The sequence below is a fragment of the Marinococcus sp. LNHM3E3-2.2 genome, from assembly GCF_056034385.1.
Map to the genome: position 1 here is coordinate 14642 of NZ_JBQLIC010000018.1, position 22691 is coordinate 37332.

The window sequence follows — 22691 nt, forward strand, 5'->3', positions numbered from 1 at the left end:
TCTATCGTTCGTATAAAACATACATTATTTATTCATGTTTTACTTTACCTGTTTTGGACTAATTTTGCAATCCATTTGCTGCGGTGATGCTACAGAAGAAACGCTGCAGCCAACCCGCAGATAAACAACGGAATGTTGAAGTGTAGAAATGTCGGTACACATGTGTCCCATATATGATCATGGCGTCCATCGGCATTTAAGCCTGCAGTTGGCCCGAGCGTACTGTCAGAAGCCGGTGAGCCTGCATCCCCAATCGCCCCCGCGGTGCCAATTAAAGCTGCAGTGGCAAGCGGAGAGAAGCCGAGCGTGGCACTCAGTGGCACAAACAACGCCGCAAGAATCGGAATCGTCCCGAATGAAGAGCCAATACCCATGGTAATCAGCAGTCCAGTTAAAAGCATCACCAAAGCCCCGAGCATCTGGCTGCCTCCAAGAACGTCCGATGTAACTGCCACTAACTGCTCTACTGCTCCGGTCTCCTGCAGCACAGTTGCATATCCGGAAGCAAGCAGCATCACAAAGGCGATCATTCCCATCATGCGAACTCCATCGTTCACCGTCTGGTCGGCCTCTTTCACCGGAACGATCCGGAAGATAAACATAGCTGCAATACCCATCAATGCACCAATCACCAGGGACTCTGTCCATACCTGTACTAATAGCGCCAATACAATCGCTATCAGCGTTAACAGGTGCGACAGCTGAAATTTTTTCGTATCCTTCAGGGAAGCTTCTGCTTCCGTAACATCTATGCTTCCGGTGTTCATTTCTTTGTCTTTGCGGTACGTCACGAACACAGCTATCAGCAGACCGACCACCATTCCGCCTACTGGAATAATCATTGCCTGCCAGATCTGACCGAAATCAATATCCATGCCATTTTCGTTCATGCTTTCAAAAATAATATCGTGAAAAATTAACCCGTATCCTGCAGGAATCAGGATATATGGCGCCTTTAAGCCGAACGTCAAACTCACGGCCACGGCCCGCCGGTTGATTTTCATATGATCAAACAAATGCAGAAGCGGCGGTATAAGTATTGGAATAAAAGCAATATGTACCGGAATAAGGTTTTGTGATAAACATGCCACTCCTGCAATTGTCAGAAGCAAAGCAGCCCGTTTATTTTTTAACAGCTTTACCAGATTCGTCACTAAAAATCCTGTAATACCCGAATAGCCAATCATAACTGCAAAAACACCGAGCAGAATGTAGCTGAGAGCGGTGTCAGCCCTCCCGCCCATGCCGGATACGAGCATTTCAATGGTATCAGTGAATGACAGGCCGGCCAGCAGTCCTGCCGCCACTGCTGCTCCCATCAGTGCCAGAATGACATTCAGCCGGAAGAGGCTGAGTACAATCAATACCAGGACTGAAACTATAACTGCGTACTCCACTTTGTTTCCCTCGTTTCTCTTCTTTTATCGTTTACGTACAACTATGTAAATTAAACGCACAAAGAAGATTTTAGCATAGATCCTTTAGTCTGCTCAAACTTTATCAGAGTAAAATGTTTTGCTTTATTTAAAATTCCCACTCGTAATGCGTCCATGCGCTTTTAGCTCCGCCGAGCGATTCGTAAAGTCGCCGTGCTTTTTTGTTGGTCCGGTCTGTTTCAAGCACCATGCCGGCAAAATCCTCCGACTGCACGTAAGAAAGGACAAATTCGAGAAGCTCTTTCCCGTAATGCTGCCCCTGGAATTCGGGAGAAATATACAGATCGTTTAAAATCGCTGTTTTTTTAACCTGAAGGGTGCTGAATGTCTGATATAAGGTAGCAAAACCGATCAAGTCCCCGTAATGTTCCACAATAAACTGGATGCCGATTTCCGGCTGGGCCAAAAGCTTTTTGATTAACGTTTTTAATTTGCTGATGCCGGGATCCGGATGCTCGTAATGATCCACAATATAAGTCTGCATGACTGCTGCTAGACTGGGAATGTCTTCTGCTTCTACGGTTCGTATTCTTATACTCATGACGGCCTCCTGCATAGTTCTATTACCTTGCGTATAATTGTTTTAACGCACTATATTTCATCTTATGGCACATGGAAACAGGATACAACCCTGAAAAAAAGCACTGAAGAAAAAATATTCCTTTTATATTCATAGAAAAACGGGAGCCGCCTAAGCGCGCCCCCGTTGTTATCAGTCATGAAAATTTATTCCGTCTGTAGTTGCTTTAACGTAGTCTGCACGGATGACAAAGTCCCCAAAGTGCTCTCCCTCGTGACGCTCCTTCGCAAAACGGGCAATCATCGGTTCAAGTTCACTTAAAATTTCCTCTTCCCCGATGTTTTCCCGGTAAAGCTTGCTCAGGCGGTCGCCGGTAAAGCTTGCACCTAGATACATATTGTATTTTCCGGGTGCTTTTCCGATAAAGCCGATCTCTCCGAGCGCTGAACGGGCACATCCATTTGGACAGCCCGTCATACGGATAATAATATCCTCATCCCGCAGGCCCTGCTCTTCAAGCATTACTTCAAGTTTATCGACCAGAGACGGAAGATAGCGCTCTGCTTCCGCCATGGCGAGTCCACAGGTCGGAAAGGAAACACAGGCCATGGAATTGCGGCGGAGAGCGGAATAATGCTTTCCGTCTGTCAGACCGTAATCCTCGATCAATTTGCTGATCTGTCGTTTTTTATAGCTTGTAATATCGGATATGACCACGTTCTGGTTCGGCGTCATCCGAAAGTCGCCGGTATGAATTTTGGCTATTTCCCGCAGTCCGGTCATCAATTGATAATTTTCTTCATCCTTGATTCGTCCATTTTCAATAAAGAGAGTAAAGTGCCACTTACCGTCGTTGCCTTTGATCCATCCATATTCGTCTCCGTTGCTTTCAAATTCATACGGGCGGGCAGCCTCTATTTCATAGCCGAGCCGTTCATTTAATTCGCTTTTCAGCCATTCGACCCCGTAGCGGTCAATCGTATATTTGAAACGAGCGTTTTTCCGGTTGGAGCGGTTGCCGTAATCGCGCTGAATCGTCAGCAGTTTTTCCGCTGTATTTACCGCTTCATCTTTTGGCACATAGCCAATAACGCGTCCAAGCTGCGGATAAGTATCCGGCTCTCCGTGCGTCATTCCCATGCCGCCGCCGACTGATACGTTAAAACCCTGCAGCTCCCCGTTTTCCACAATGGCAATGTAGCCGATGTCCTGGGAGAAAACGTCAATATCGTTGGACGGCGGAACAGCCACCCCGATCTTGAATTTTCTTGGGAGATACGTTTCGCCGTAAATGGGCTCCACTTCTTCTTTGCTGTCTGCTACTTTCTCTTCATCAAGCCATATTTCATGGTAAGCCGTTGTGCGCGGCAGCAGATGGTCGCTAATTTGTTTGGAATACTCATAAACTTCCCCGTGCACATCGGATTGATTCGGGTTCACATTGCACATAACGTTTCTGTTCACATCCCCACAGGCGGCGATGGAGTCCATCATGGCTGCATTAATTTCCTGCAGATTTTTTTTCATATTCCATTTGAGAATCCCGTGCATTTGAAACGTCTGGCGTGTAGTCAGCCGGAGAGTACCGTTTCCGTATTTATGCGACACTTCATCCATTGTGAGCCACTGCTCCGGCGTAATAACGCCGGCCGGCAGGCGGACACGGAGCATAAACTGATAGGCTGGTTCAAGCTTTTGCTGGCGGCGTTCGTTGCGCAGGTCCCGGTCGTCCTGCATGTAGCTGCCGTGAAACTTCATCAGCTTTCCATCTGCTTCAGGAATGCTCGCAGTAATAGGGTTTGCCATCGTTTTAACAAGCGTACCGCGTAAGAAGTTACTGTCTTTTTTCAAGTGCTCCATTCCATCTAACGGGGCATCCTGAATGTTTTTTAAGCTGCTGTATTCTGACATATGCGTTTGGTTCCTCCCCGGTAGTTATTAATATACATCACGCTGGTAGCGTTTTTGCTGCTGCAGATCGAGCATGTACGCTTCAGCTTCTTCATGTGTCATATTTCCTTCTTTTTCAAGCACCGTTACCAGGGCTTCATGAACGTCATGGGCCATCCGCTTTTCATCTCCACAGATGTACAGAAACGCCCCGTCCTGCAGCCATTGATAAACTTCTCCGCTATTTTCGAGAATCCGGTGCTGGACGTATACCTTTTCTTCGTTATCCCGTGAAAAGGCTACATCCATTTTTGATAAAGAGCCCTCGTCAAGCCATTGCTGCCATTCAGTCTGATACAAAAAGTCCGTCCGGAAATGCTGGTCTCCGAAGAACAGCCACGATTTTCCGTCCGCTTCCACTTCTTCACGTTCTTCAACAAATGAACGGAAAGGTGCAATGCCAGTACCCGGCCCTACCATAATAACAGGGGCAGACGGATTATCCGGAAGTTTGAAATTCGGGTTGCGCTGAATATAAATAGGCAGCGTATCTCCCGGTTCCGTACGTTCTGCACACTGTCCGGAGCAGACACCTGTACGTGGTCTGCCATGCGCATCGTAGCGGACAGCCCCTACGGTTAAATGCACTTCATCAGGATTGGCGGATGGGCTGCTTGCAATCGAGTACAGGCGCGGCGGTATTTTCCGTAAATTACCGACCACGTCTGCAGCTCCTCCCTGCCATGGCCCGTAGTCCTTCAACAGATCCAGAAGGTCACGCCCTTCAAGGTATGAGCGCAGGTCATCCGCCTGTTCTGTTTCCAAAAGCTCCGGGAGTTTTTCGTTGTTTGTCAGCTTGCTCATTTTTTCAAGCAGCGGTTTCGTTAAAACCGTAATTTCAAAATGAGAGAGGAGTGCTTCACGAAGCGACCGGATATCACCCTGCTTGTTTAATACTACTGTTTCTTCCGGATTCCAGTCCATTTCTCGAATCAGCTGGTCAACCAGAAGCGGATCATTTTCCGGGAACATGCCGAGGCTGTCCCCAGGCTCAAAAGTCAGGCCTGACCCTTCAAGTGAAAGCTCTACATGACGGGTTTCCTTTGCTGAGCCCCGGCCATTTAAATTAATATTTTCCAATATTTCCGCCCGGAACGGATTAGTTCTTGAATATGCCGGCTGTTCCGTGGCAGGGGCAGCTGGCGCGGCCGCTCCTGCAGGGGCTGCTGCCGTCTGCACCGTTTCTTCCTGGAGCTCATTCAGGCTCGAAAGAACACCCTGGATCCATTCTTCGGCGTCGTCGTCAAAATCAACATCGCAGTCTACTCTTGGATACAGACGGGTGCCTCCAAGCTCTTCTAGCCGCTGATCAAAATCCTTGCCTGTCTGGCAGAAATATTCGTAGGAGGTGTCTCCAAGCGCAAGTACGGAAAAACGTGCATCTTCGAGCTTCGGAGCCTTACGCCCGTTCAAAAACTCATGGAAGGAAATAGCGTTATCCGGAGGATCGCCTTCTCCATGCGTACTTACGATGACTAGTAGGTTTTCCACCTTTTTCATGTTTTTCGTCTTAAAATCGTCCATCGAACTTACAGTTACATTGTAGCCCTGATCTTTCAGTCTTCTTGAGCTGTCTTCTGCAATCATTTGGCCGTTACCGGTCTGGGAGCCAAATAAAATGGTCACTTCTTTGGAAGCCGCGTCTGCCTGGGATGTCTGGGGTACAGCTGCTTCCTGGACAGCTGGCGCTTCAGCTGCTGCCGGCGCAGCACCCGAAGCTGCCTGGGAAGCTAAATATCCGCTTAACCAAATTTTCTGATTTTCTGTTAATGTCGGCAGGAGCTGGTTCAGTAAATCTACCTGCTCCTGGCTAAAAGGACTATTCGTAACCTGCAATTGCACTCTCTCCACCTCACAAATAAATTTAACTGCAATCTAATCGTTCTAAGGACAAAATAATTTTCTCTTTAGCTTTATTTTATCCATGTATATAAACTGGTCATTTTATTATGGTCAATTTTATCCGTATAATTCTTATGTGTCAAGTTGGTTTTAAATTCCTGACGGAATATTGCGAAGCCCTTTATATTTTATCACACCACTGCTTCCGTTACGCTTTCCTTAAAAAATTAATACATTGAAAAAAATGGTAGATTATTCCTTTGTTTTACCATATAATAAAATTACTTTTCAGAAAGAAGGTGAGGCCTTGACCAACATCGAATCATTTACACGGCAATTGATCCATCAGGCAGCGGCCGCCGGCGCATCAGATATTCATCTGCTGCCGTCTTATTCAAAAGCCTCTCTCTATTTTCGTATCCATGGACGCCTTGAGCTTTCAGATACGTATTCCTCGGCTTTTGCTCACAGGCTTATTACGCACTTAAAGTTCAGAGCCGGTATGGATATCGGCGAACGAAGGCGTCCGCAGGATGGTTCACTTACTTACCGCTCGCTTCATCCCCCTGTCCATCTCCGTTTTTCCACCATGCCTTCAGAACGTATGGAAAGCTTTTCTATCCGGCTGCTTCCGCAGACTTTTCAATTCACCCTCCCGCAGCTGTTTTTAACTTCCACCACTACACGCTCGTTCGAAGACGTTCTTGCCTCCCGTAAAGGACTGGTTCTTTTGACTGGCGCCACCGGGTCTGGAAAATCCACCACCCTTTACGCCATGCTCGAGCACCTGCTCACCTCCCACACGCAGCGCATTATTACAATCGAAGACCCTGTAGAGCTCCGGATACCCGGCTGCATTCAAACCGAGGTCAACGAAAAAGCGGGGCTTACCTATGCATCACTTCTGAAGGCTTCTATGAGACATGATCCAGACGTTATTATGATCGGAGAAATACGTGACACTGAAACAGCAAAGCTGGCACTGCGGGCAGCACTTACCGGCCATCTGGTGCTCACTACGCTGCATGCTGGCAGTACCTTTGGGGTCCTCCGCAGACTGTTGGACCTTGGCCTTTCAAAAACGGACCTCCTTGAAACCACCACCTTCATTGCCCACCAGCGGCTTATTTCCACCACTTCTCTTTCCACCCCCGGACGCTTAGCGCTATTTGATTTTTCCACCCGACAGGATATCCATTTCATGCTTGATTCCAATAAACCACTCGAGTCACCCCGGATAAATGAGCAGCTGAAGCGGGGTTATGCGCTCGGCTTGTTTGGCAAGGAAGCCTTTGCGGAGACCAGGGTATGAGCAAGCTGTTAAAAAGAAGCTGGAAGCCGGAGGCTAAAGCACTATTTCTTCAACAGCTGGGCGAGCTGCTCGGCAGCGGATATCATCTGGATCAATCCATACAGATGCTTTCCTGGGAACAGCCCGCTTTCGTCACTGCTTCCCTGCGCAGCATACGAAGACATCTCCGCAGCGGCCGGGAGCTGCATGAGCTTTTACTTGAACACCATTTCCCCTCGGACATTGCTGCTTTTGTTTATTTTGCGGAGCAGTCCGGCCGTCTCTCTGAAGGATTAACTGCAGCGGGTAATCATTATATGAGCCGCCTCGAGGCCTGGAGCAGCTTCCGTAAAGTTCTGTACTACCCGTTATTTCTTCTGTGGCTGCTGATAATTCTCGCTTATGTGTTTGTCCGCTACCTTTTTCCCCAGTTTCTCGAGCTGTTTGAACAGCTGAGCATGGAGCTCCCTTTTTACACCCGGATGGTGATGAAAATGATTTCCGCCGCTCCTTTTTTCTTTGCCTTTGTTTTTATTCTGCTCGCTGGCCTCGGAGTATTTTATGTTTTGGCTGTCCGCCCGAAACCTGCCTCTCATCGGACTCTTTTTTGGACCAGGCTGCCGTTTCTCCATCCTTTTATTACTATGAGAACTACCGCTTCTTTCGCCGAACAGTTCGGCTACCTGCTCTTAAATGGATTGTCTCTTTCCGAAAGCTGTCTGGTGTTAAAAAATCAAAAGCATTCCCAGTTAATACAGGAAGAAGGTGCGCGTATTGAACAGATGCTCGCTGCCGGGACTCCTCTGCCGGAAACATTCCGGCAGTCATGGTACCTTGAAAGCCTCGGACAGGCGGTGCAGTACGGCCAGTCTATTGGAGCGCTCGGCCAGGTGCTTGTGCAATACAGCAGCCAGACGCAGCATAAACTCGAAACAGACATCCAGCGGATGACCATGACTGCCCAGCCTATTCTTTTCTTTTCAGTCGGCATTCTGATTTTAAGTCTTTTCGCTGCAGTATTTTTACCTATGTATCACATGATTACTTCCATACAGTAAAAGGAGTGACCATCCATGCAAACCCCTCACGATTATTTTTCTGAACGACTCTCGGTACTTGAAAAACGCTTGACGGATCTTGAAACGCAGAAAGAAGAAGACATTGCTTCTTTATTAAAGATGCTTCGCCAATCCCGCTCTTCCAGAAAGGAAAAAACATATGCTTAAAAACAATAAAGGTTTTACTATGGTGGAAATGCTGATTGTACTGCTCATTATTACTGTGCTTCTTTTAATTGCTATCCCGAACATCGGTACAAACAACCAGGTCGCCCAGTCCAAAGGATGCGACGCCACCATCCAGCTTTTAGAAACCCAGGCTGCTGCTTATGAAGTTGAATACGGCAGCGAGCCGTCTTCTCTTCAGGATCTCGTTGAAGCTGACTATGTTGAAACGACCACCTGCCCGGACAACACTCCGCTTGTATATAACAACGGAGCCGTAAGTAAAGGATCCTAATGCCTCTTTTCAGTTCGAAGGGCTACACCTTCCCTGAGGCTGTCGTAGTACTGCTTGTGTTTAGTGTGCTTGCTGCTGTGCCATTTATTCATTTCTCTTCGGCCTATGAAAGCGCGCGTGAAGAGCATTTCGTCCAGCAGCTGCAGGCTGATCTCGTTTACAGCCAGCACTATGCTTATACTCACCATATATCCACCCGTCTCGATTGGAAGGAAGATGAGGGCTACTACGCCCTTATAGGCAACGACCGCAGTGAACCTTTGATCCAGCGTGACATCCCCGAGGGCTTTTTTGCTCCTACTGCCTCTAAGCTGCAGTTCCATACATTGTCTTATACGGAGAAAGGAAATATTAAAAAAGCTGGTACTGTAGCCCTTCACGGCCCGTCACGGTCATACCGGTTTATATTTCAAATTGGAAGGGGGCGGCTCCGGGTTGAGACATCTTCGTAATGGATTCACGCTGATCGAAGCCGTCAGTGCCCTCTCGCTTCTGTTCGCTGTCACTTTATTTATGCTCCCTCTTCTTCATCAGACTTATCAGACCTGGAGCAGTCAGCAGCTGTACTACGAGCAGCTGTATGTGATGGAAAAGGAAGCAGGGCGCATTCACCAGTCTGCCTCTCCCGCCGTCAATGCTGCTTCCTATTCGAAAGGAAGGATTCATGTTCACATTAAAGAATACGAGGAAGGATACAAAGTGTGTACTTCGATCGAAGGGAGCCGGAACAAACAGTGCGTTTACGTCCTTCCGAAGCAATAAAGGGGTCACACTTCCTGAAATGATTATAACTCTTTTGCTGTTCAGCCTGTGGGCACTGGCCGCTGCTAAATTCAGCAGCCTTCTTTTAACTGATGTCCCGGCTCCCGATACCGAAGCACGTTTATTCGTTCAGCAAATGGAAGAAGATATGCAAATTGCTCAGTCATTAACGTATGAGAAGCAACGGTTTTATATTGAATCCAGACAAAATACGTACGAATATTTTATGTCTAACGGGCGGATCGTACGCCGGGTGGATAACGAAGGATTTGAAATTATGCTCCAGGGAGCTTCTGCTTTTTTTGTAGAGACAGGAGACTACGGCGCAGACGTGGAGGTGATTTTAAATGATGGGCAGCATATTCAGTCGTTTCTTTCCTATCATGCAGCTACGAAGAAGCTCTTCCCTTTGTAAACGTGAAGGCTTTGTTCTTCCCTCCACTATTTTCTTTCTTTTATTCATTTTCTTGTTTATGGTACTGGCTGCCGGACTTTTGAAGCTTCAGCTTCTGCAGCAAAATGAGGAGTTTGGATCCCTGGATGCAAAATGGATGATCCGGAATGCCGAAAATATTTATATTGAAGCACCTTCTGAATCCGGCACCGTATCGATGCCGGATGGCACCGTCGAATGGAAAGAATCCAGGAGCGGCGAAATCAAATTCACTGCCCGTCACCGCCTGGGATTTTCCAAGCAGGTAACTTACCCCGCAGATTGGAAAGCCTCTGTTTATGAAGCTCTTTCTTACCCAGAACATAGATAAAGCCGGCAGAGTTAATTCTGCCGGCTTTCAGTATTGGTTACTGCTTTCGTGCATTCCGTACTGATTCCATTTTCTTTTTCATCTGCTTGCCTTCTGCATCACGGCGGTCGTCAATGCGAATATTTGTTGATACACGCTGATAGCCTTCTTCAAAAGGAATTTCGTGTATTTCTCTGACGGCCTGAAGCAGATCGTCAATATTTCCTTCGAGAAGTGTACTCATTGGCGTCATTTCAATATCAATTTTATGATTGTGTTTTTCAAGCACGTCCTGAATTTTTGCTACTGTGTCCGACATCCCGGTTCCCTGTTTGTCTATAGGAGAGACTGTCACATCAACAATTGCCATAGATAACTGCTCCTTTCGTTTTCTTCCAAGCCGGCCCGGAAATTCACGTTCAGCAAGCATCCGAAACGCTGTAATCGCAGTTTGAACGTGTACCTTCTCCGGCACGGAACATGTAATATTTCGTTGAAGCCAGTACGAAGGCTTCAGCCATGTGTTTCTGCTGCCGGCAAAATGCCGCTGGAGCACTTCTTCTGCCGCAAAAGCCATTGCCAGTGATATATAAGCGCTGACAGCTATAAAAACATTTCCCGGAGAAGAAACAATGTAAACCGGAGACGCCATGACAAGAAACAAAACGAAGTATATAAAAACAATGTTCGTGGAGCAGTGACGGTTTGTGATCGATGCCCTCCCCACTCTTTTCCACGAGCTTTTTTTAGGGACGCCGGTAAAGCTGAAAACCTTATGCTCTGCGCCGTGAAACTTTTTGAGCTGCTGCGGAAAAATAAAGTGAGTCCCCATGATAAATAGTAAAAACGAATACAAAGGAAGCAGTTGAAATAAGACCGCTGTGAGCCAGGCCGCAGCTGTGAGCTTGTACCAGACGGGCATCGCCCCTATAACCACTGCCGCCACTTTTAAGTAAGACCGCATGGAAAGGGGAAGCAGTTCGGCATGTATCTTTCCTTCACTGCCAACATAGGCTCTGCTGATAAAAGAAGCTCCAAAGAAAAACACGCCGCGCTGATAGGAAAGCCCGCGAATTTTCATGTACGGCTGTTACTCGCCGTACATGAATCGTGAACCGGCGATCCCCGGCTTGGTCATTTCCTTGGCATCTAAAATTTCATCGAGTTCTTCTTCAGACAATATTCCCCGTTCGATGCAGATCGAGCGTACGCTCTGATCCGTTTCAATCGCTTCTCTTGCGATTCTCGCAGCTGTTTCATACCCAACGTGCGGGTTGATGGCTGTAATAATGCCTACGCTTCGTTCTACCATGCTCCGGCAGTGTTCAATATTGGCTGTTATTCCTTCAATAGTAAATTCCCGGAACACTTTCAGACCATTCTGCAGCACTGAAAGGGATTGAAGCAGATTAAATACGAGCACCGGCTCCATTACATTCAGTTCGAGCTGACCGGCTTCCGAAGCATGGCTGATCGTATGGTCATTGCCAATGACCTGAAATGAGATCTGATTAATTAGTTCGCACATGACTGGGTTCACCTTCCCCGGCATAATGGAGGAACCCGGCTGTCGGGACGGGAGGTTAATTTCATTCAGGCCGGTTCTGGGCCCGGAGCTCATCAGCCGGAGATCGTTTGCCATCTTGGACAGGTTAATCGCATGTACTTTGAGTGCCGCTGACAGTTCGGTGTAGGAATCCGTATTTTGCGTTGCGTCCACAAGGTCAGTGGCACTGTAAAATGGCATCCCTGTCTGCTCAGCAAGAATTTCTGCTACACGGTCAATGTATTCGGGCATCGCATTGAGCCCTGTGCCCACAGCTGTGGCCCCGAGGTTAATTTCATACAAATGATCCACTGACCGCTTAATGCGGCGCAGGTCTCTTGTCAGCACCCGTCGGTAGGCACCAAATTCCTGACCAAGGCGGATCGGCACGGCGTCCTGCAGATGCGTACGTCCCATTTTGATAACATTGTCAAACTCTTCTTCTTTTTCGCCCATCGCTTCGATCAAATTATCGAGCGCAGTTACAAGACCCTGTGAAAGACGAAGAGCCGAAATGTGAATAGCTGTAGGAAATGAGTCGTTGGTGGACTGAGCCATGTTTACGTGGGAATTCGGACTCACCCGAAGGTAATCCCCTTTTTCACCGCCCAGTAATTCAATGGCGCGGTTAGCAATAACTTCGTTTGCGTTCATGTTAAAGGAGGTCCCCGCCCCTCCCTGAATAGAGTCCACGATAAATTGATCATCAAATTTACCTTCGATCACTTCGTCTGCTGCTTCTGTGACCGCCTGAGCAATTGATTCATTCAAAAAGCCCACTTCCGCGTTGGCAGTTGCCGCTGCTTTTTTTACGTAGCCGAATCCTTTAATCAATTCCGTGTGCGGCGGATAGCCGGTTATTGGAAAGTTTTCTTTTGCCCTCAGTGTCTGAATTCCGTAATAAGCATCTTTAGGTACTCTCTTTTCTCCTAAAAAGTCACGTTCCACACGGTAGTTTTCCATGTTTTTAGCCCCTTTTTAACGATCATTTTTTCTATTTTATCCGTTCAAGTAATGATTTTTAGCCAGCCACGCGGCTCCTGCCACCCCCGCGTCGTTCCCAAGATCGGCAATAACAAAATCTGTTCCTCTTTTGACTTTGTCGAGCGCAAACATATCAAAATGAGCGCGCAGCGTCTGCAGTAAGTCATCTCCGGCAGCAGCCACACCGCCGCCGATCACGATTCGCTCCGGATTCAGGGTGTTGGCCATATTGCCGACGGCAAGTCCCAGGTAATACATGGCGTGGTCAATCACGCCGGCACAATACGGGTCAGCGGATGTGGCATAAGCGAACAAATCCTTAGTCGTAATCTCTTCCCCACGCTGGTGCACATCATAAATCGGAGAACCTTCGGCTTCGTCGATATGCTCCAGGGCTCCGCGCACCATGCCTGTTGCTGAAGAGATGGTTTCCAGACAGCCGCGTTTGCCGCAGTTACAAAGCCGGCCTCCCTCCGGTTTCACGGTAATATGGCCGATTTCCCCAGCCATATTATCTTTGCCGTTCACCAAATCCCCGTTAAGCACAATTCCTCCTCCGACGCCCGTGCCGAGCGTGATAAAAATCATATCCCGGACGTCTGTCCCGGCCCCTTTCCAGTATTCGCCCGCCGCTGCAAGATTGGCATCGTTATCGAGCGCCACGGGAAAACCGAGCTTTTCTTCGAGAATACGAGCGACCGGGTAATCCTTCCACCCTATGTTTGTTGCGAATTCGATAATGCCATTTTCTATGTCGATAAAGCCGGGAAGCCCCGCACCGGCGCCGGCGATTTTCGTCAGTGGAATTTGCTTTTCATTCAGTTCATGCTCGATCGATGCGGCAATTTCATCGAGCACGTATTTTCCGTTTTCTTCCTTGCTGGTCGTGATGCTCCATTTATGCTGCATGCCCCCGTCCTGGTCAAAAAGCGCCATTTTTACCGCGGTGCCGCCGATATCGATTCCGATCACGTAATTTTCAGCCATTTGTCTACCCCTTTTCCTGCTCGATTCGTCGTTCTCTTTTTATCGTTAATAAAGCAGTCTGATACATCCTGACATCCAAAAGTCCGTTTTTATAGGCTTCTCTGATTTCTTCTTCCATTAAGTCTAAATCCATTAAACGATTTTTCGTATAGATGAAGGCCCCGACCGTGCGCAGCCACATCCGGATTTCTGTCATGGATTCCATAGTTATCCTGCTTCCTTTCATTATAGCAAGCGAAAGGCGTTTTTCTACTACGTATTTTGATTAATTCCACCGGTACATACCGATCGCAAAAAAGATGGCAAACGCCAAAACAAAAAACGCAAACGCTCCTACACGCACAAACTGCCATCGGTGTCCCGGAAGATGCACAAGAACGGAGGCTATAAATCCACCGACAAGACCGCCAATATGGGCCCCGTTATCCACTGCCTGCACGGTAAACCCAAATATCAGGTTAATCCCGAGTATGACAAGCACGTTCATGCCAAGTGTACGGAAAAACAGCCGTTGATGGGCAAGTCCCAGATATAAAAGGGCCCCGAAACAGCCAAAGATAGCACCACTGGCTCCGGCTGACACCTGTTCATTCATAGCAAAGCTGACCGTCGATGCAAATACACCTGCGGCAAAATAAATGATAATAAAGCGCGTTGTGCCGTAAATACGTTCTGTGATGCCGCCAATAAAAAACAACGCCAGGCTGTTCATAAACAAATGCAGAAAACCGATATGAAGGAACATAGCAGTAACCAGGCGCCACCATTCTCCGTCTACAATTCCCGGATTGTATTTCGCTCCAAGCTCGATGAGAGTGTTGACGTTCATACTGCTTCCCGATTGCTCCAGAACTAAAAAAATCATGGCAAGCAGTGCCAGCACAATATAGGTCACAATCGGCTTCCCGCTTGAAAAAAAGGACATGTCCTGCTCTTCAAGCTCCCTCTGCTTTTTTTCCGCCTGCCGGCGGTAAAAGGAGGCTCTTTGTTCATGCTCTTCGGGTTCGAGCTCTTCTTCCAGGCCGCCCCATGCCCATTCATTGGTTTTTAGATACGTACTGACAGAAGGGGGCGCATCCGCCAGGCCCCGCCCGTTGTCATCGGCGAACAAAAAGGAGCGGGCTTCGCGGTCTCCGCTCTCCATCGGCTCTGTCATATCTGCCGGAGGATAAGAAGTAATATATACGTTCGCAAATTTTGCTTTCCTTAAGGCGAGTCGCCGTTTCCACCCGTGAAAGCTTTTTTCCGCTTCATGCCTGTCTTCTTCCAGCCGCCCGAGACGCTCATATTCCACCCGTGCCATGCGCACAATCCAGGGCTGTCCGTCCACATCCCCCTGAAGCCATACGCGCTTCCGGTCCGGACCGACGTCAATCAGGCGGAAGGATTCTTCCTCCATAAGCTGCTCTGTAAATTTCCAAAACTGGTGAGCTTCCCGTTTAGACATCCGAACGCCGTCCTTCTTCCACTATTTCTCTTAAATATGAGGCTGCCTGATTGAATTCGCTAAACTCTTTTACTGTATTTGCCGAAGGTCCTGCTTTCTCCCCGCGGGTGTTCACATAGATAGCTTCCCATCCTGCATTTTCCGCTCCCCTTATATCATGGGCCCACGAGTCACCGACAAACAGCGCCCGTTTTTTCCGGCTATCCATAAGCTGCAGCGCTTCATCAAAAATTGCCGCTTTCGGCTTCGGAGCTTCGGACATTTCAGAAATAAAAAGATGACGGTGGTCGATCCAGCGATCAAGCTCAAGCTGATAAAACTTTTCTTTCTGCAGTTTCTCTGACCCATTTGTAATAATACCGAGGCGGACGCTGCTTTTTGTGAGCGATTCCAACAAACCAGGTACACTCTCAAACAGTTCGCTGAATTCCGGCAGCCGCTGCTCATACTCCTGATGAAACTCGAGTGCTTCCCGGCGTGACGCCGGGAGCCCAAACACGTGCATCGTTTCTGCATACCGCTTTACCCGGTACTGCTCCTGCGTAAGAGTGCCTTCCTCGTATTCCCGCCAAAACAAATCACAGTGATATTTAAACACCTCGAACCACTTATCTTCATGAACGAACGGAGCTTCTTTATTCATCTGCTGTCTGATGGAAACAAACACAGCTTTGATTGTTTTTTGAAAAGCTTTTTCGTGATCGTAGAGGGTATTGTCCAGATCGAAACAAATCGTTGTCCAGCGCATGTACTTGTGCCACCTTTCTTCCTTCTATTATAGCAACCTCCCGCTAAAGGCGAAATCAAAAGGAAAAGAAAGAAACAATGTACAGCACCACAACCACCACACCGCCTCCAAAGGAGCTTAACGCATTCACAGCGTTGTTTGTCATCCATGAAATGCCCGAGGCGTGAATGGTTTTCCTTCCATGATGGACTGCAGCTTCCGTATAGGACCCACATACGCTGCAGCGATTCATCCGTTCTGTATAGGCTCCGAGAAATGTATCAATAAAGCAGCCACATACGCCAGCAGCACTTACAGCAATAAGCATAAAGACATTCGGCTCTGAAGAAATAAAATAAACTACCCCTCCCACAAGCAAAGCACCGCCAAAAGCTCCCAGCGTTCCTGCTCCGGAAACCGCTCCGGAAAAACCGTTTTCTATTCGTTTTCGGCTGCGCACGTGAAACGGCCGGCCTCCAAACCGGCGGCCAAGCTCTGACGCCCACGTATCCGCATTTGCTGCCGCCGCTGCACCTGCAGCAGCAGCTAAAAACCCTTCCCACGAAGCGGCGCTGGACAAAGCAGCAAATATAAGCATCGGTCCTCCATTCGCCCATACCTGCCCATTGTCCCGCTGTTCCTTTTCCTGTTTATTCAAACGTGACAGAGCTGTCGAACTTACAAAAAAAGTAAGCAGCGCTGCTGCCCCCAGCCACCCTGTCCATGTGTATATAAGCGTGCCGAGCACTCCGGCTGATACCGTTGCGGTAAACGTTAATGATCCTTTTTGCCAAATCATCATTAAAAACAGCACGAATACTAAACCGAGTGCCGTTTCACCCCACATGAATGAGGCCTTCGCTGCTGATAAGGGTTTGGACCGGCACGTCATGCGCTTCCACCGGAATACGCTCCTGAAGCTGAAAAGGATGAACCAGGGAGGCCGTAGCAAAATCCGCCCGGTTTAAAAAGCGGTCATAGTATCCGCCCCCGAACCCAACGCGGTAGCCCTGCCTGTTAAATACAAGACCAGGCACAAGAACAAGATCCAGCTGCTCCGGAGGCACCAGGGGACAGACACTTTTTTTAGGCTCGTATATCTGACCGATCGAGCGCTCGAGCTCACCGAATTCCTGTATTTCATAAAAATCCATTCCGCGTTGCTCAGGTTCAATTTTAGGTACACACATCCGCTTTCCCTGCTGCCATCCCGTTTCAATAATCGGCCCGGTATTTATTTCATTTTTGAGCGAAACAGTTACAGCAATCGTCTCCGCCTGTTTCCATCCGCTCCATTGGAATAAGTACTCATAAATCTTTTTTTCTGCCGCCAGGCGATCACTTCCGGAAAGATTTTGATAGGCGCTGTTTACCTGCTGCCGGAGCATATGTTTATTCAATTATTTGCCCTCCCATGTCTTTTCATTGGACCATGCTTTAAAGACAAAAGAAAAAGCAGCTGGGAGATGTAATCTCCTGCTGCTTATTTCGTTTCGCGATGAAGAGTGTGCTTTCCTAAACGAGGAGAATATTTGTTCAACTCAATACGCTCAGGGTTTGTGCGTTTATTTTTGCTGGTGATGTAATTACGGTCACCAGTCTCTGTGCAGGCAAGCGTTACTTGTACACGCATGTGATTCCCTCCCTACTTTCGTACATTTTTCATACTTAGTAATACTATCAGATTCCTATTTGTGCTTCAAGTCTGTGATGTTAGTTTTTCTCAGGAAAGTTAAGAATATTTTTTGTAAAAGCGGCAAATCAGTAAAAAGTGTTAAGAACAAAACAACTTGCTGCAGTCTTTTATTCCAGCAGGATTACTGTTCTTCCCCGTCGCCGCCGGAGTTTTCTTCGTCTCCTGCGTTTTCTTCATTGTCGTCCGTGGTTTCGCCCTCTTCTTCATTTTCACCTTCAGCTTCGTCTTCGCTGTTTCCGGCTCCCGGACGTTCTTCCTTAAGATTCACATATGCCTGCATCGTATCAGCGGCAATGCTGTTGGCGATACCCGAGCGTCCACCCTCATCACTCGAATAAGCGTTAGGAACGACTACCGCAATCGCTATCTCCGGGTCTTCATACGGCCCGTAGGCGATAAAGGTCTGGTTGTTTACCTCTACCACTTCATTGTCGCTTTCTCTGCGGACACTGCGCTGGGCCGTCCCTGTTTTCCCGGCAATTTCCATATTTACGTCCGTGAAATAGCTGTCCGCGGTTCCCAAATCCGTGTTTACCACATCGTACATACCTTCCTGGGCAATATCAAAGTATTCTTTGTCAATATTAACCCGGTTCAGCATTTCTGGTTCAAACTGGTGAAGCACTGCACCCATTTCATCCGTATTACGGTTTGGTTCACGAATTTCTTTCACGAGGTGAGGCTCCATCCGTTTACCGTCGGAAGCAATAGTCGCGGAATACTGCGCCAGCTGCAGCGGTGTGTACGTGTCAAGCTGGCCGAAGGAGAAGAACAACAAGCTGCCTGGCACCTGCCTCCCAGCATTTAAACCAGTAGCTTCTGATGGCAGATCGATGCTGGTTTCCACCCCAAGCCCGAACTGATGATAATAGTCTCTCATTGTCGCATATGCCTCGTCCACCTTTTGATCGTTGAAACCATCGCCGCTTCCATACTCATAGTCCATCAGCCGCATCGCAATTTCGGACATAAATATGTTGGATGATTCCTGGATAGCACCGACAATATCTATTGTGCCGATTTCGTGAGAAGATTCGACTTCTCCTCCTGGGCCTGGAAGGTCAATCGGCCTGTCATTAATTTTTGTATCTTCCGTGATAACTTCCTCTTGGAGGCCGATCATGCCTGTTGCCGGTTTGATTGTCGACCCCATCTCGTACGTATTCGTTACGTTCCCGAGTTGATCATCATAACCGTTCATAGCAAGTATTTCCCCTGTATTCGGATCGATTGCAGTCACATAGGCCTGCTGATCGTTTGGAAACGACCCTTCCGACTGCCCCATCTGATTATCAAGTATCGTCTGTACTTCCTGCTGCAGATCCATGTCAATCGACAACACGAGGTCATTGCCACGGCTTCCGTTATTCGTCTCCTCGGCGTCATCATCCTCACCGCTGACAGTTCCCTTTTTGCCTCTCAGCGTGTCTTCATAGTATTCCTCGAGAAAGCTCTGGCCAACCTCGTCGGAGCGCTGATATCCTTTAGCAAGAAACTCGGATACGGTTTCTTCAGGGATAGACCCCACCTTCCCGTAAAGGCTCTGGAAGGCCTGCGTATACTGATAGTCACGCCGGAAGTCTCTCGTTACATCCACGCCATCAAGTTCATCGAGACGGGCGCTGATGGCCGTGGCCTCTTCTTCTGTCAAATCCCGTTTAACACGCTGCGGCGAGTCATAGTAACCCGAAATCATTTCACTCCAGATGGCTACAACTTCCAGCTCTTCGTCACTGATATCATTCAATTGTTCATCAGTAATCCGGTCGAGCTGTACTTCATATGGATCTTTATCGTTTTCCATAAGGCGCTCTTCTTCTTTGTCTGAGACAAGCTCCTCCGCTTCACTTTCACGCGTTAACAGCCAGTAGTCCTGCAAATTTCTTTCCGGCATGCTCTCACGGTCTGTTTCCTCTTCATCAAATTCAATCAGTTCAGCCAGTTCTTCAGCCGTCTGGAGGCGTTCTTCATCCTCATAGCTTCTCTGGTTCGTATACGTTAAAGTCAGAATAAGATTATTATCCACCAGCTCGGTTCCATTGCGGTCGTACATAATTCCGCGCGGAGCATCGACCCGGCTCGCCGATGTGGAGGCCGTTTCATTCACGTCCTCTTCATACGTATCACCTTCAACGATCTGTACGTATCCAAGCCGCAGGATCAATATTGAAAACAATATAAAAACAGCGAAAAAAAGTACGTTCAGCCGAAAAGGAATGGAAGGTTTTTTATTTTTTCTGGAAGCCACACGCAATCCCTCTCTTAATATATGTAAGTTTGCTTGTTTCCAGTTAAGTATAGCATAGAAAAAAGCCGCTGCCGAACTTCTGCTCTCTTCCTAAACAGAAAAAATCCGTTCCCGGAAAGCGGGAACGGACTCTTTAAATATATTATTTAGCTGCCTGATAGTTCTTTTCAACTTCGTCCCAGTTTACAACATTCCAGAATGCTGCTACATAATCCGGACGACGGTTTTGATACTTCAGGTAATACGCGTGCTCCCAGACATCAAGGCCGAGAAGTGGAGTTTTACCTTCCATGATCGGTGAATCCTGGTTGAGCGTATCCATAAGCTCAAGCTCGCCGTTGTTTAATACGAGCCAAGCCCAGCCGGAACCAAAACGTCCAACTGCTGTTGCGCCGAATTCTTCTTTGAACTTGTCAAAGCTTCCCCATTTGCTCTTAATGGCATCTGCCACTTCGCCTTTTGGTTCGCCGCCGCCATTAGGGCTGAGAAGCTTCCAGAAGATGGAGTGGTTGGAGTGGCCGCCGCCGTTATTTCTTACTGCGGTACGGATATCTTCAGGTACAGCGTTCAAATCGCTGATCAGTTCATCAACGCTCTTGTTTTGAAGATCGCTGTGATTTTCCAAGGCTGAATTTAATTTTGTCACATACGTGTTGTGGTGTTTATCATGGTGAATATTCATTGTCTGCTCATCAATATGAGGCTCCAATGCGTTTGGTGCATAAGGTAGATCTGGTAGTTGATGTGTACTCATACAAAATGCCCTCCTTGAAAGTTCTGGTGATTTGTTTAAAGTGACTTTGCGTTAATTTAGTATACAAAATTACACTTAGTCTACTTTCACTTTACCAAAACAATTCTTATTTTTCAAATCGGCTTTCTGCTGTAATCAACTAGAAAGCCTGCCAAGGTTGATTATTCCCTTATACTTCTTCTTTAAACATAAAAATCTAACCAGCTTTCGCTGCACATGGAAAAACCAGCCCCTCAAAAGCGTCTATATTCCCGATTTGCCACGTCCCGCCCAGAGCTGTCTTCAAAATAAAAAAACTTCTCCGGCCTTTGCGGAAAAGTTAGCTGTCCAGTTATATAAAAATGAGTATTTAACATAATAATGGCGGAGGAAGAGGGATTCGAACCCTCGCGAGCCGTAAAGCTCCTAACGGTTTTCGAGACCGTCCCCTTCAGCCGTACTTGGGTATTCCTCCAGATGCATATTTACCCACTGCTTCTTAAAGTGGTGGACCCTGTAGGACTCGAACCTACGACCGGACGGTTATGAGCCGTCTGCTCTAACCAACTGAGCTAAGGGTCCTTAAAAGCATTGCAGACAAAAAAATGGGGCGGTTGATGGGAATTGAACCCACGAATGCCGGAACCACAATCCGGTGCGTTAACCACTTCGCCACAACCGCCGTATGAGTATGTAAATATATTGGTAGCGGCGGAGGGGATCGAACCCCCGACCTCACGGGTATGAACCGTACGCTCTAGCCAGCTGAGCTACGCCGCCATGGCTCCGCAGGCAGGATTCGAACCTGCGACCAATCGGTTAACAGCCGATTGCTCTACCACTGAGCTACTGCGGAATGTGTTACTGCCGTTTTTACGACAGTAATTACTATATCATTTCCTTAAAAACGCGTCAAACAGATTTTTGTATTTCTTTAAACAAGAATTATTATAATATAAATGGCATTCACTAGCAATATACCGCCCTTTATAACAACGCTTGCGACAAACCCGCCGACAGATCCTACGCCAATTTTACCAAGCTGCTTCCACGATTTCTGGCCTCCGATTAACTCTCCAATAACAGCTCCGGCAAGTGCGCCAATCAGAATGCCGGCGACCGGAATGATAAACGGGCCGACAACCAGACCGATCAGGCTCCCCCAGATGCCGTATTTCGTACCTCCACTCCGCTGGATACCATAATAATTAGCCGCGTAATCAATTACAAACAGCAGCACCGCAATAACTGCCTGAATCACCCAGTAGACTACACCGATATCTGCAAACCCGTAGCCCAGTGCAAACATAAGGGCAGCAGCTGCGTGAAAAATACCACCCGGCAGAATCGGATAAACAACCGCGACAAGCGCCAGTGTGTAGCAGGCAATCCCCAGTAAATACCATATCAGTTCCATACGTACCTCCCTTTGCAGATGTATGATTATTCTATAGCCGCTTTTCTCTCTATATAATCAATAAAAAAGAAGGAGGATCGCCTCCTTCTTTTTCTTATGAAACCTCCCGGTCATCCAGTACCGTTTCGGCAATATTCACAGAATGGTCGCCGATACGCTCTAAATTACTGATCATGTCGACAAACACGATACCGGCAGAACCAGAGCATCTGCCTTCATTCAGGCGCAGGATGTGTTTTTTACGCAGCTTCCGCTCCATCTTATCGATATCTTCTTCCTGTCTGGCAACCTGCTGGGCAATCTCATAATCATCTTTTTCAAGTGCTTCGACAGCACGGTTAAACGTGCTGATCGTCAGCGTGAACATTTCATTTAAGTCTTTGTACGCTTCTTCTGAAAGCGTCACTTTATTGGTGAGCTGATAGTCTACGAGCTCCATCACATTTTCCATGTGATCGCCGACACGTTCAATGTCGCGGACAGTATCCATCACAACTGAGTGTTTCCGCGAATTTTCTTTAGACAAAGAGCGGGCGGAAATACCGATCAAATAATCCGTAATATTTTTGTCCAGGTTGTTGATCGCTTCTTCGTACCGGACGATGTTTTCCGCGTCCTTTTTATTTTTGGTCTCCAGGTAACTTTCGCTCTTCTGGAGGCCTTTACCTGCATATTCCGCCATCCTGAGCGTCTCCAGCTTCGCCTGGTCGAGCGCGATGGCCGGGGACTGCTGGATAAAGGCCGGATCGAGGTGCTTGGCTTTGTATTCGATTTCGTCCCCTTTGCCCGGCACCAGCTTGGTGACCAGGTACGCCAGCGCTCCGACAAACGGCAGCTGGATCAA

The 22691-nt window shown here is 47.8% G+C and carries 25 protein-coding genes and 5 tRNA genes; 8 read left to right on the top strand and 22 right to left on the bottom strand.

What is annotated here, in order from left to right; translation table 11 throughout:
* Nucleotides 1–89: 89 nt before the first annotated feature.
* From ACTRXF_RS14945 to ACTRXF_RS14960, 4 genes are all read right to left on the bottom strand, one after another.
* Complete coding sequence (locus ACTRXF_RS14945; RefSeq protein ID WP_474261819.1) at nt 90–1397, bottom strand: Na+/H+ antiporter family protein; 1308 nt, start codon at nt 1395–1397, stop codon at nt 90–92.
* A gap of 127 nt (nt 1398–1524) precedes the next feature.
* The gene (locus tag ACTRXF_RS14950) at nt 1525–1977 is read right to left on the bottom strand and encodes an N-acetyltransferase family protein (RefSeq protein ID WP_474261818.1); all 453 of its coding nucleotides are present in this window, start codon (nt 1975–1977) and stop codon (nt 1525–1527) included.
* 171 nt (nt 1978–2148) lie between these two features.
* Nucleotides 2149–3867 (bottom strand): assimilatory sulfite reductase (NADPH) hemoprotein subunit, encoded by a 1719-nt coding sequence (gene cysI, locus ACTRXF_RS14955; protein WP_474261816.1) that lies wholly within the window; start codon nt 3865–3867, stop codon nt 2149–2151.
* Between the two features lie 27 nt (nt 3868–3894).
* Entirely contained in the window at nt 3895–5748 is a 1854-nt protein-coding gene (locus ACTRXF_RS14960) for an assimilatory sulfite reductase (NADPH) flavoprotein subunit (protein WP_474261815.1), read from the bottom strand.
* A 307-nt stretch (nt 5749–6055) separates the two neighbouring features.
* On the opposite strand from ACTRXF_RS14960, the gene comGA reads away from it, so the two are divergent.
* The 8 genes from comGA to ACTRXF_RS15000 are packed head-to-tail and all read left to right on the top strand — an operon-like array spanning nt 6056 to nt 10083.
* Nucleotides 6056–7060: a competence type IV pilus ATPase ComGA gene (gene comGA / locus ACTRXF_RS14965; RefSeq protein ID WP_474261814.1), complete on the top strand. Its 1005-nt coding sequence runs from the start codon at nt 6056–6058 to the stop codon at nt 7058–7060.
* Nucleotides 7057–8097: a competence type IV pilus assembly protein ComGB gene (comGB, locus tag ACTRXF_RS14970; protein WP_474279637.1), complete on the top strand. Its 1041-nt coding sequence runs from the start codon at nt 7057–7059 to the stop codon at nt 8095–8097. Before comGA ends, comGB begins: the two co-directional genes overlap by 4 nt.
* 15 nt (nt 8098–8112) lie before the next feature.
* Nucleotides 8113–8265: a hypothetical protein gene (locus tag ACTRXF_RS14975; RefSeq protein WP_474261811.1), complete on the top strand. Its 153-nt coding sequence runs from the start codon at nt 8113–8115 to the stop codon at nt 8263–8265.
* The gene (gene comGC / locus ACTRXF_RS14980; protein WP_091611794.1) at nt 8258–8557 is read left to right on the top strand and encodes a competence type IV pilus major pilin ComGC; all 300 of its coding nucleotides are present in this window, start codon (nt 8258–8260) and stop codon (nt 8555–8557) included. The genes ACTRXF_RS14975 and comGC overlap by 8 nt, the downstream gene beginning before the upstream one ends.
* Nucleotides 8557–9009 carry a competence type IV pilus minor pilin ComGD gene (gene comGD / locus ACTRXF_RS14985; RefSeq protein WP_474261809.1) on the top strand — a complete coding sequence of 151 codons (453 nt, stop codon included), beginning with the start codon at nt 8557–8559 and terminating at the stop codon, nt 9007–9009. Before comGC ends, comGD begins: the two co-directional genes overlap by 1 nt.
* Nucleotides 8993–9319 carry a hypothetical protein gene (locus tag ACTRXF_RS14990; RefSeq protein WP_474261808.1) on the top strand — a complete coding sequence of 109 codons (327 nt, stop codon included), beginning with the start codon at nt 8993–8995 and terminating at the stop codon, nt 9317–9319. The genes comGD and ACTRXF_RS14990 overlap by 17 nt, the downstream gene beginning before the upstream one ends.
* Nucleotides 9222–9734, top strand: a complete 513-nt coding sequence (locus ACTRXF_RS14995) for a competence type IV pilus minor pilin ComGF (RefSeq protein WP_474261807.1) — start codon at nt 9222–9224, stop codon at nt 9732–9734. The genes ACTRXF_RS14990 and ACTRXF_RS14995 overlap by 98 nt, the downstream gene beginning before the upstream one ends.
* Nucleotides 9667–10083 (top strand): hypothetical protein, encoded by a 417-nt coding sequence (locus tag ACTRXF_RS15000; RefSeq protein WP_474261881.1) that lies wholly within the window; start codon nt 9667–9669, stop codon nt 10081–10083. Before ACTRXF_RS14995 ends, ACTRXF_RS15000 begins: the two co-directional genes overlap by 68 nt.
* A gap of 37 nt (nt 10084–10120) precedes the next feature.
* On the opposite strand, the gene ACTRXF_RS15005 is transcribed toward ACTRXF_RS15000, so the two are convergent.
* The 18 genes from ACTRXF_RS15005 to ACTRXF_RS15090 all read right to left on the bottom strand — a co-directional run.
* Complete coding sequence (locus tag ACTRXF_RS15005) at nt 10121–11143, bottom strand: MTH1187 family thiamine-binding protein (protein WP_474261806.1); 1023 nt, start codon at nt 11141–11143, stop codon at nt 10121–10123.
* A 9-nt stretch (nt 11144–11152) separates the two neighbouring features.
* On the bottom strand, nt 11153–12571 hold the full coding sequence (gene aspA / locus ACTRXF_RS15010; protein ID WP_474279639.1) for an aspartate ammonia-lyase: 1419 nt from the start codon (nt 12569–12571) through the stop codon (nt 11153–11155).
* 36 nt (nt 12572–12607) lie between these two features.
* On the bottom strand, nt 12608–13579 hold the full coding sequence (locus ACTRXF_RS15015) for an ROK family glucokinase (RefSeq protein ID WP_474261803.1): 972 nt from the start codon (nt 13577–13579) through the stop codon (nt 12608–12610).
* Nucleotides 13580–13583: 4 nt separating this feature from the next.
* Nucleotides 13584–13784, bottom strand: a complete 201-nt coding sequence (locus tag ACTRXF_RS15020; protein ID WP_298787873.1) for a YqgQ family protein — start codon at nt 13782–13784, stop codon at nt 13584–13586.
* 60 nt (nt 13785–13844) lie between these two features.
* Nucleotides 13845–15026: a rhomboid family intramembrane serine protease gene (locus ACTRXF_RS15025; protein WP_474261802.1), complete on the bottom strand. Its 1182-nt coding sequence runs from the start codon at nt 15024–15026 to the stop codon at nt 13845–13847.
* Entirely contained in the window at nt 15019–15774 is a 756-nt protein-coding gene (locus ACTRXF_RS15030; RefSeq protein ID WP_474261801.1) for an HAD family hydrolase, read from the bottom strand. Before ACTRXF_RS15030 ends, ACTRXF_RS15025 begins: the two co-directional genes overlap by 8 nt.
* 55 nt (nt 15775–15829) lie before the next feature.
* Complete coding sequence (locus ACTRXF_RS15035; RefSeq protein ID WP_474261800.1) at nt 15830–16600, bottom strand: DUF92 domain-containing protein; 771 nt, start codon at nt 16598–16600, stop codon at nt 15830–15832.
* Entirely contained in the window at nt 16590–17153 is a 564-nt protein-coding gene (locus ACTRXF_RS15040; protein WP_474279641.1) for a 5-formyltetrahydrofolate cyclo-ligase, read from the bottom strand. Before ACTRXF_RS15040 ends, ACTRXF_RS15035 begins: the two co-directional genes overlap by 11 nt.
* An 83-nt stretch (nt 17154–17236) precedes the next feature.
* The gene (rpmG, locus tag ACTRXF_RS15045; protein WP_298787882.1) at nt 17237–17386 is read right to left on the bottom strand and encodes a 50S ribosomal protein L33; all 150 of its coding nucleotides are present in this window, start codon (nt 17384–17386) and stop codon (nt 17237–17239) included.
* A gap of 184 nt (nt 17387–17570) precedes the next feature.
* On the bottom strand, nt 17571–19697 hold the full coding sequence (locus tag ACTRXF_RS15050) for a peptidoglycan D,D-transpeptidase FtsI family protein (RefSeq protein ID WP_474261798.1): 2127 nt from the start codon (nt 19695–19697) through the stop codon (nt 17571–17573).
* A 142-nt stretch (nt 19698–19839) separates the two neighbouring features.
* On the bottom strand, nt 19840–20451 hold the full coding sequence (locus ACTRXF_RS15055; protein ID WP_091611828.1) for a superoxide dismutase: 612 nt from the start codon (nt 20449–20451) through the stop codon (nt 19840–19842).
* Between the two features lie 361 nt (nt 20452–20812).
* A tRNA-Ser gene (locus ACTRXF_RS15060) sits at nt 20813–20905 on the bottom strand.
* A gap of 30 nt (nt 20906–20935) precedes the next feature.
* Nucleotides 20936–21012, bottom strand: a tRNA-Ile gene (locus ACTRXF_RS15065).
* 24 nt (nt 21013–21036) lie between these two features.
* Nucleotides 21037–21112: transfer RNA gene (locus tag ACTRXF_RS15070), tRNA-His, on the bottom strand.
* Between the two features lie 21 nt (nt 21113–21133).
* Nucleotides 21134–21210, bottom strand: a tRNA-Met gene (locus ACTRXF_RS15075).
* 1 nt (nt 21211) lies between these two features.
* A tRNA-Asn gene (locus tag ACTRXF_RS15080) sits at nt 21212–21286 on the bottom strand.
* Nucleotides 21287–21364: 78 nt separating this feature from the next.
* On the bottom strand, nt 21365–21847 hold the full coding sequence (locus tag ACTRXF_RS15085) for a DUF456 domain-containing protein (RefSeq protein WP_474261797.1): 483 nt from the start codon (nt 21845–21847) through the stop codon (nt 21365–21367).
* 94 nt (nt 21848–21941) lie between these two features.
* Nucleotides 21942–22691: Na/Pi cotransporter family protein (locus ACTRXF_RS15090; RefSeq protein WP_474279644.1), on the bottom strand; the 750-nt coding region annotated here is incomplete at its 5' end.

What these genes read in the sequence shown, in the direction of transcription:
- ACTRXF_RS14950 (WP_474261818.1), bottom strand. Translation starts at nt 1,977, where the DNA reads ATGAGTATAAGAATACGAACCGTAGAAGCAGAAGACATTCCCAGTCTA.
- cysI (WP_474261816.1), bottom strand. Translation starts at nt 3,867, where the DNA reads ATGTCAGAATACAGCAGCTTAAAAAACATTCAGGATGCCCCGTTAGAT.
- comGB (WP_474279637.1), top strand. Translation starts at nt 7,057, where the DNA reads ATGAGCAAGCTGTTAAAAAGAAGCTGGAAGCCGGAGGCTAAAGCACTA.
- ACTRXF_RS14975 (WP_474261811.1), top strand. Translation starts at nt 8,113, where the DNA reads ATGCAAACCCCTCACGATTATTTTTCTGAACGACTCTCGGTACTTGAA.
- comGC (WP_091611794.1), top strand. Translation starts at nt 8,258, where the DNA reads ATGCTTAAAAACAATAAAGGTTTTACTATGGTGGAAATGCTGATTGTA.
- comGD (WP_474261809.1), top strand. Translation starts at nt 8,557, where the DNA reads ATGCCTCTTTTCAGTTCGAAGGGCTACACCTTCCCTGAGGCTGTCGTA.
- ACTRXF_RS14995 (WP_474261807.1), top strand. Translation starts at nt 9,222, where the DNA reads ATGTTCACATTAAAGAATACGAGGAAGGATACAAAGTGTGTACTTCGA.
- ACTRXF_RS15000 (WP_474261881.1), top strand. Translation starts at nt 9,667, where the DNA reads ATGATGGGCAGCATATTCAGTCGTTTCTTTCCTATCATGCAGCTACGA.
- ACTRXF_RS15005 (WP_474261806.1), bottom strand. Translation starts at nt 11,143, where the DNA reads ATGAAAATTCGCGGGCTTTCCTATCAGCGCGGCGTGTTTTTCTTTGGA.
- aspA (WP_474279639.1), bottom strand. Translation starts at nt 12,571, where the DNA reads ATGGAAAACTACCGTGTGGAACGTGACTTTTTAGGAGAAAAGAGAGTA.
- ACTRXF_RS15015 (WP_474261803.1), bottom strand. Translation starts at nt 13,579, where the DNA reads ATGGCTGAAAATTACGTGATCGGAATCGATATCGGCGGCACCGCGGTA.
- ACTRXF_RS15020 (WP_298787873.1), bottom strand. Translation starts at nt 13,784, where the DNA reads ATGGAATCCATGACAGAAATCCGGATGTGGCTGCGCACGGTCGGGGCC.
- ACTRXF_RS15025 (WP_474261802.1), bottom strand. Translation starts at nt 15,026, where the DNA reads ATGTCTAAACGGGAAGCTCACCAGTTTTGGAAATTTACAGAGCAGCTT.
- ACTRXF_RS15030 (WP_474261801.1), bottom strand. Translation starts at nt 15,774, where the DNA reads ATGCGCTGGACAACGATTTGTTTCGATCTGGACAATACCCTCTACGAT.
- ACTRXF_RS15035 (WP_474261800.1), bottom strand. Translation starts at nt 16,600, where the DNA reads ATGTGGGGTGAAACGGCACTCGGTTTAGTATTCGTGCTGTTTTTAATG.
- rpmG (WP_298787882.1), bottom strand. Translation starts at nt 17,386, where the DNA reads ATGCGTGTACAAGTAACGCTTGCCTGCACAGAGACTGGTGACCGTAAT.
- ACTRXF_RS15055 (WP_091611828.1), bottom strand. Translation starts at nt 20,451, where the DNA reads ATGAGTACACATCAACTACCAGATCTACCTTATGCACCAAACGCATTG.
- ACTRXF_RS15085 (WP_474261797.1), bottom strand. Translation starts at nt 21,847, where the DNA reads ATGGAACTGATATGGTATTTACTGGGGATTGCCTGCTACACACTGGCG.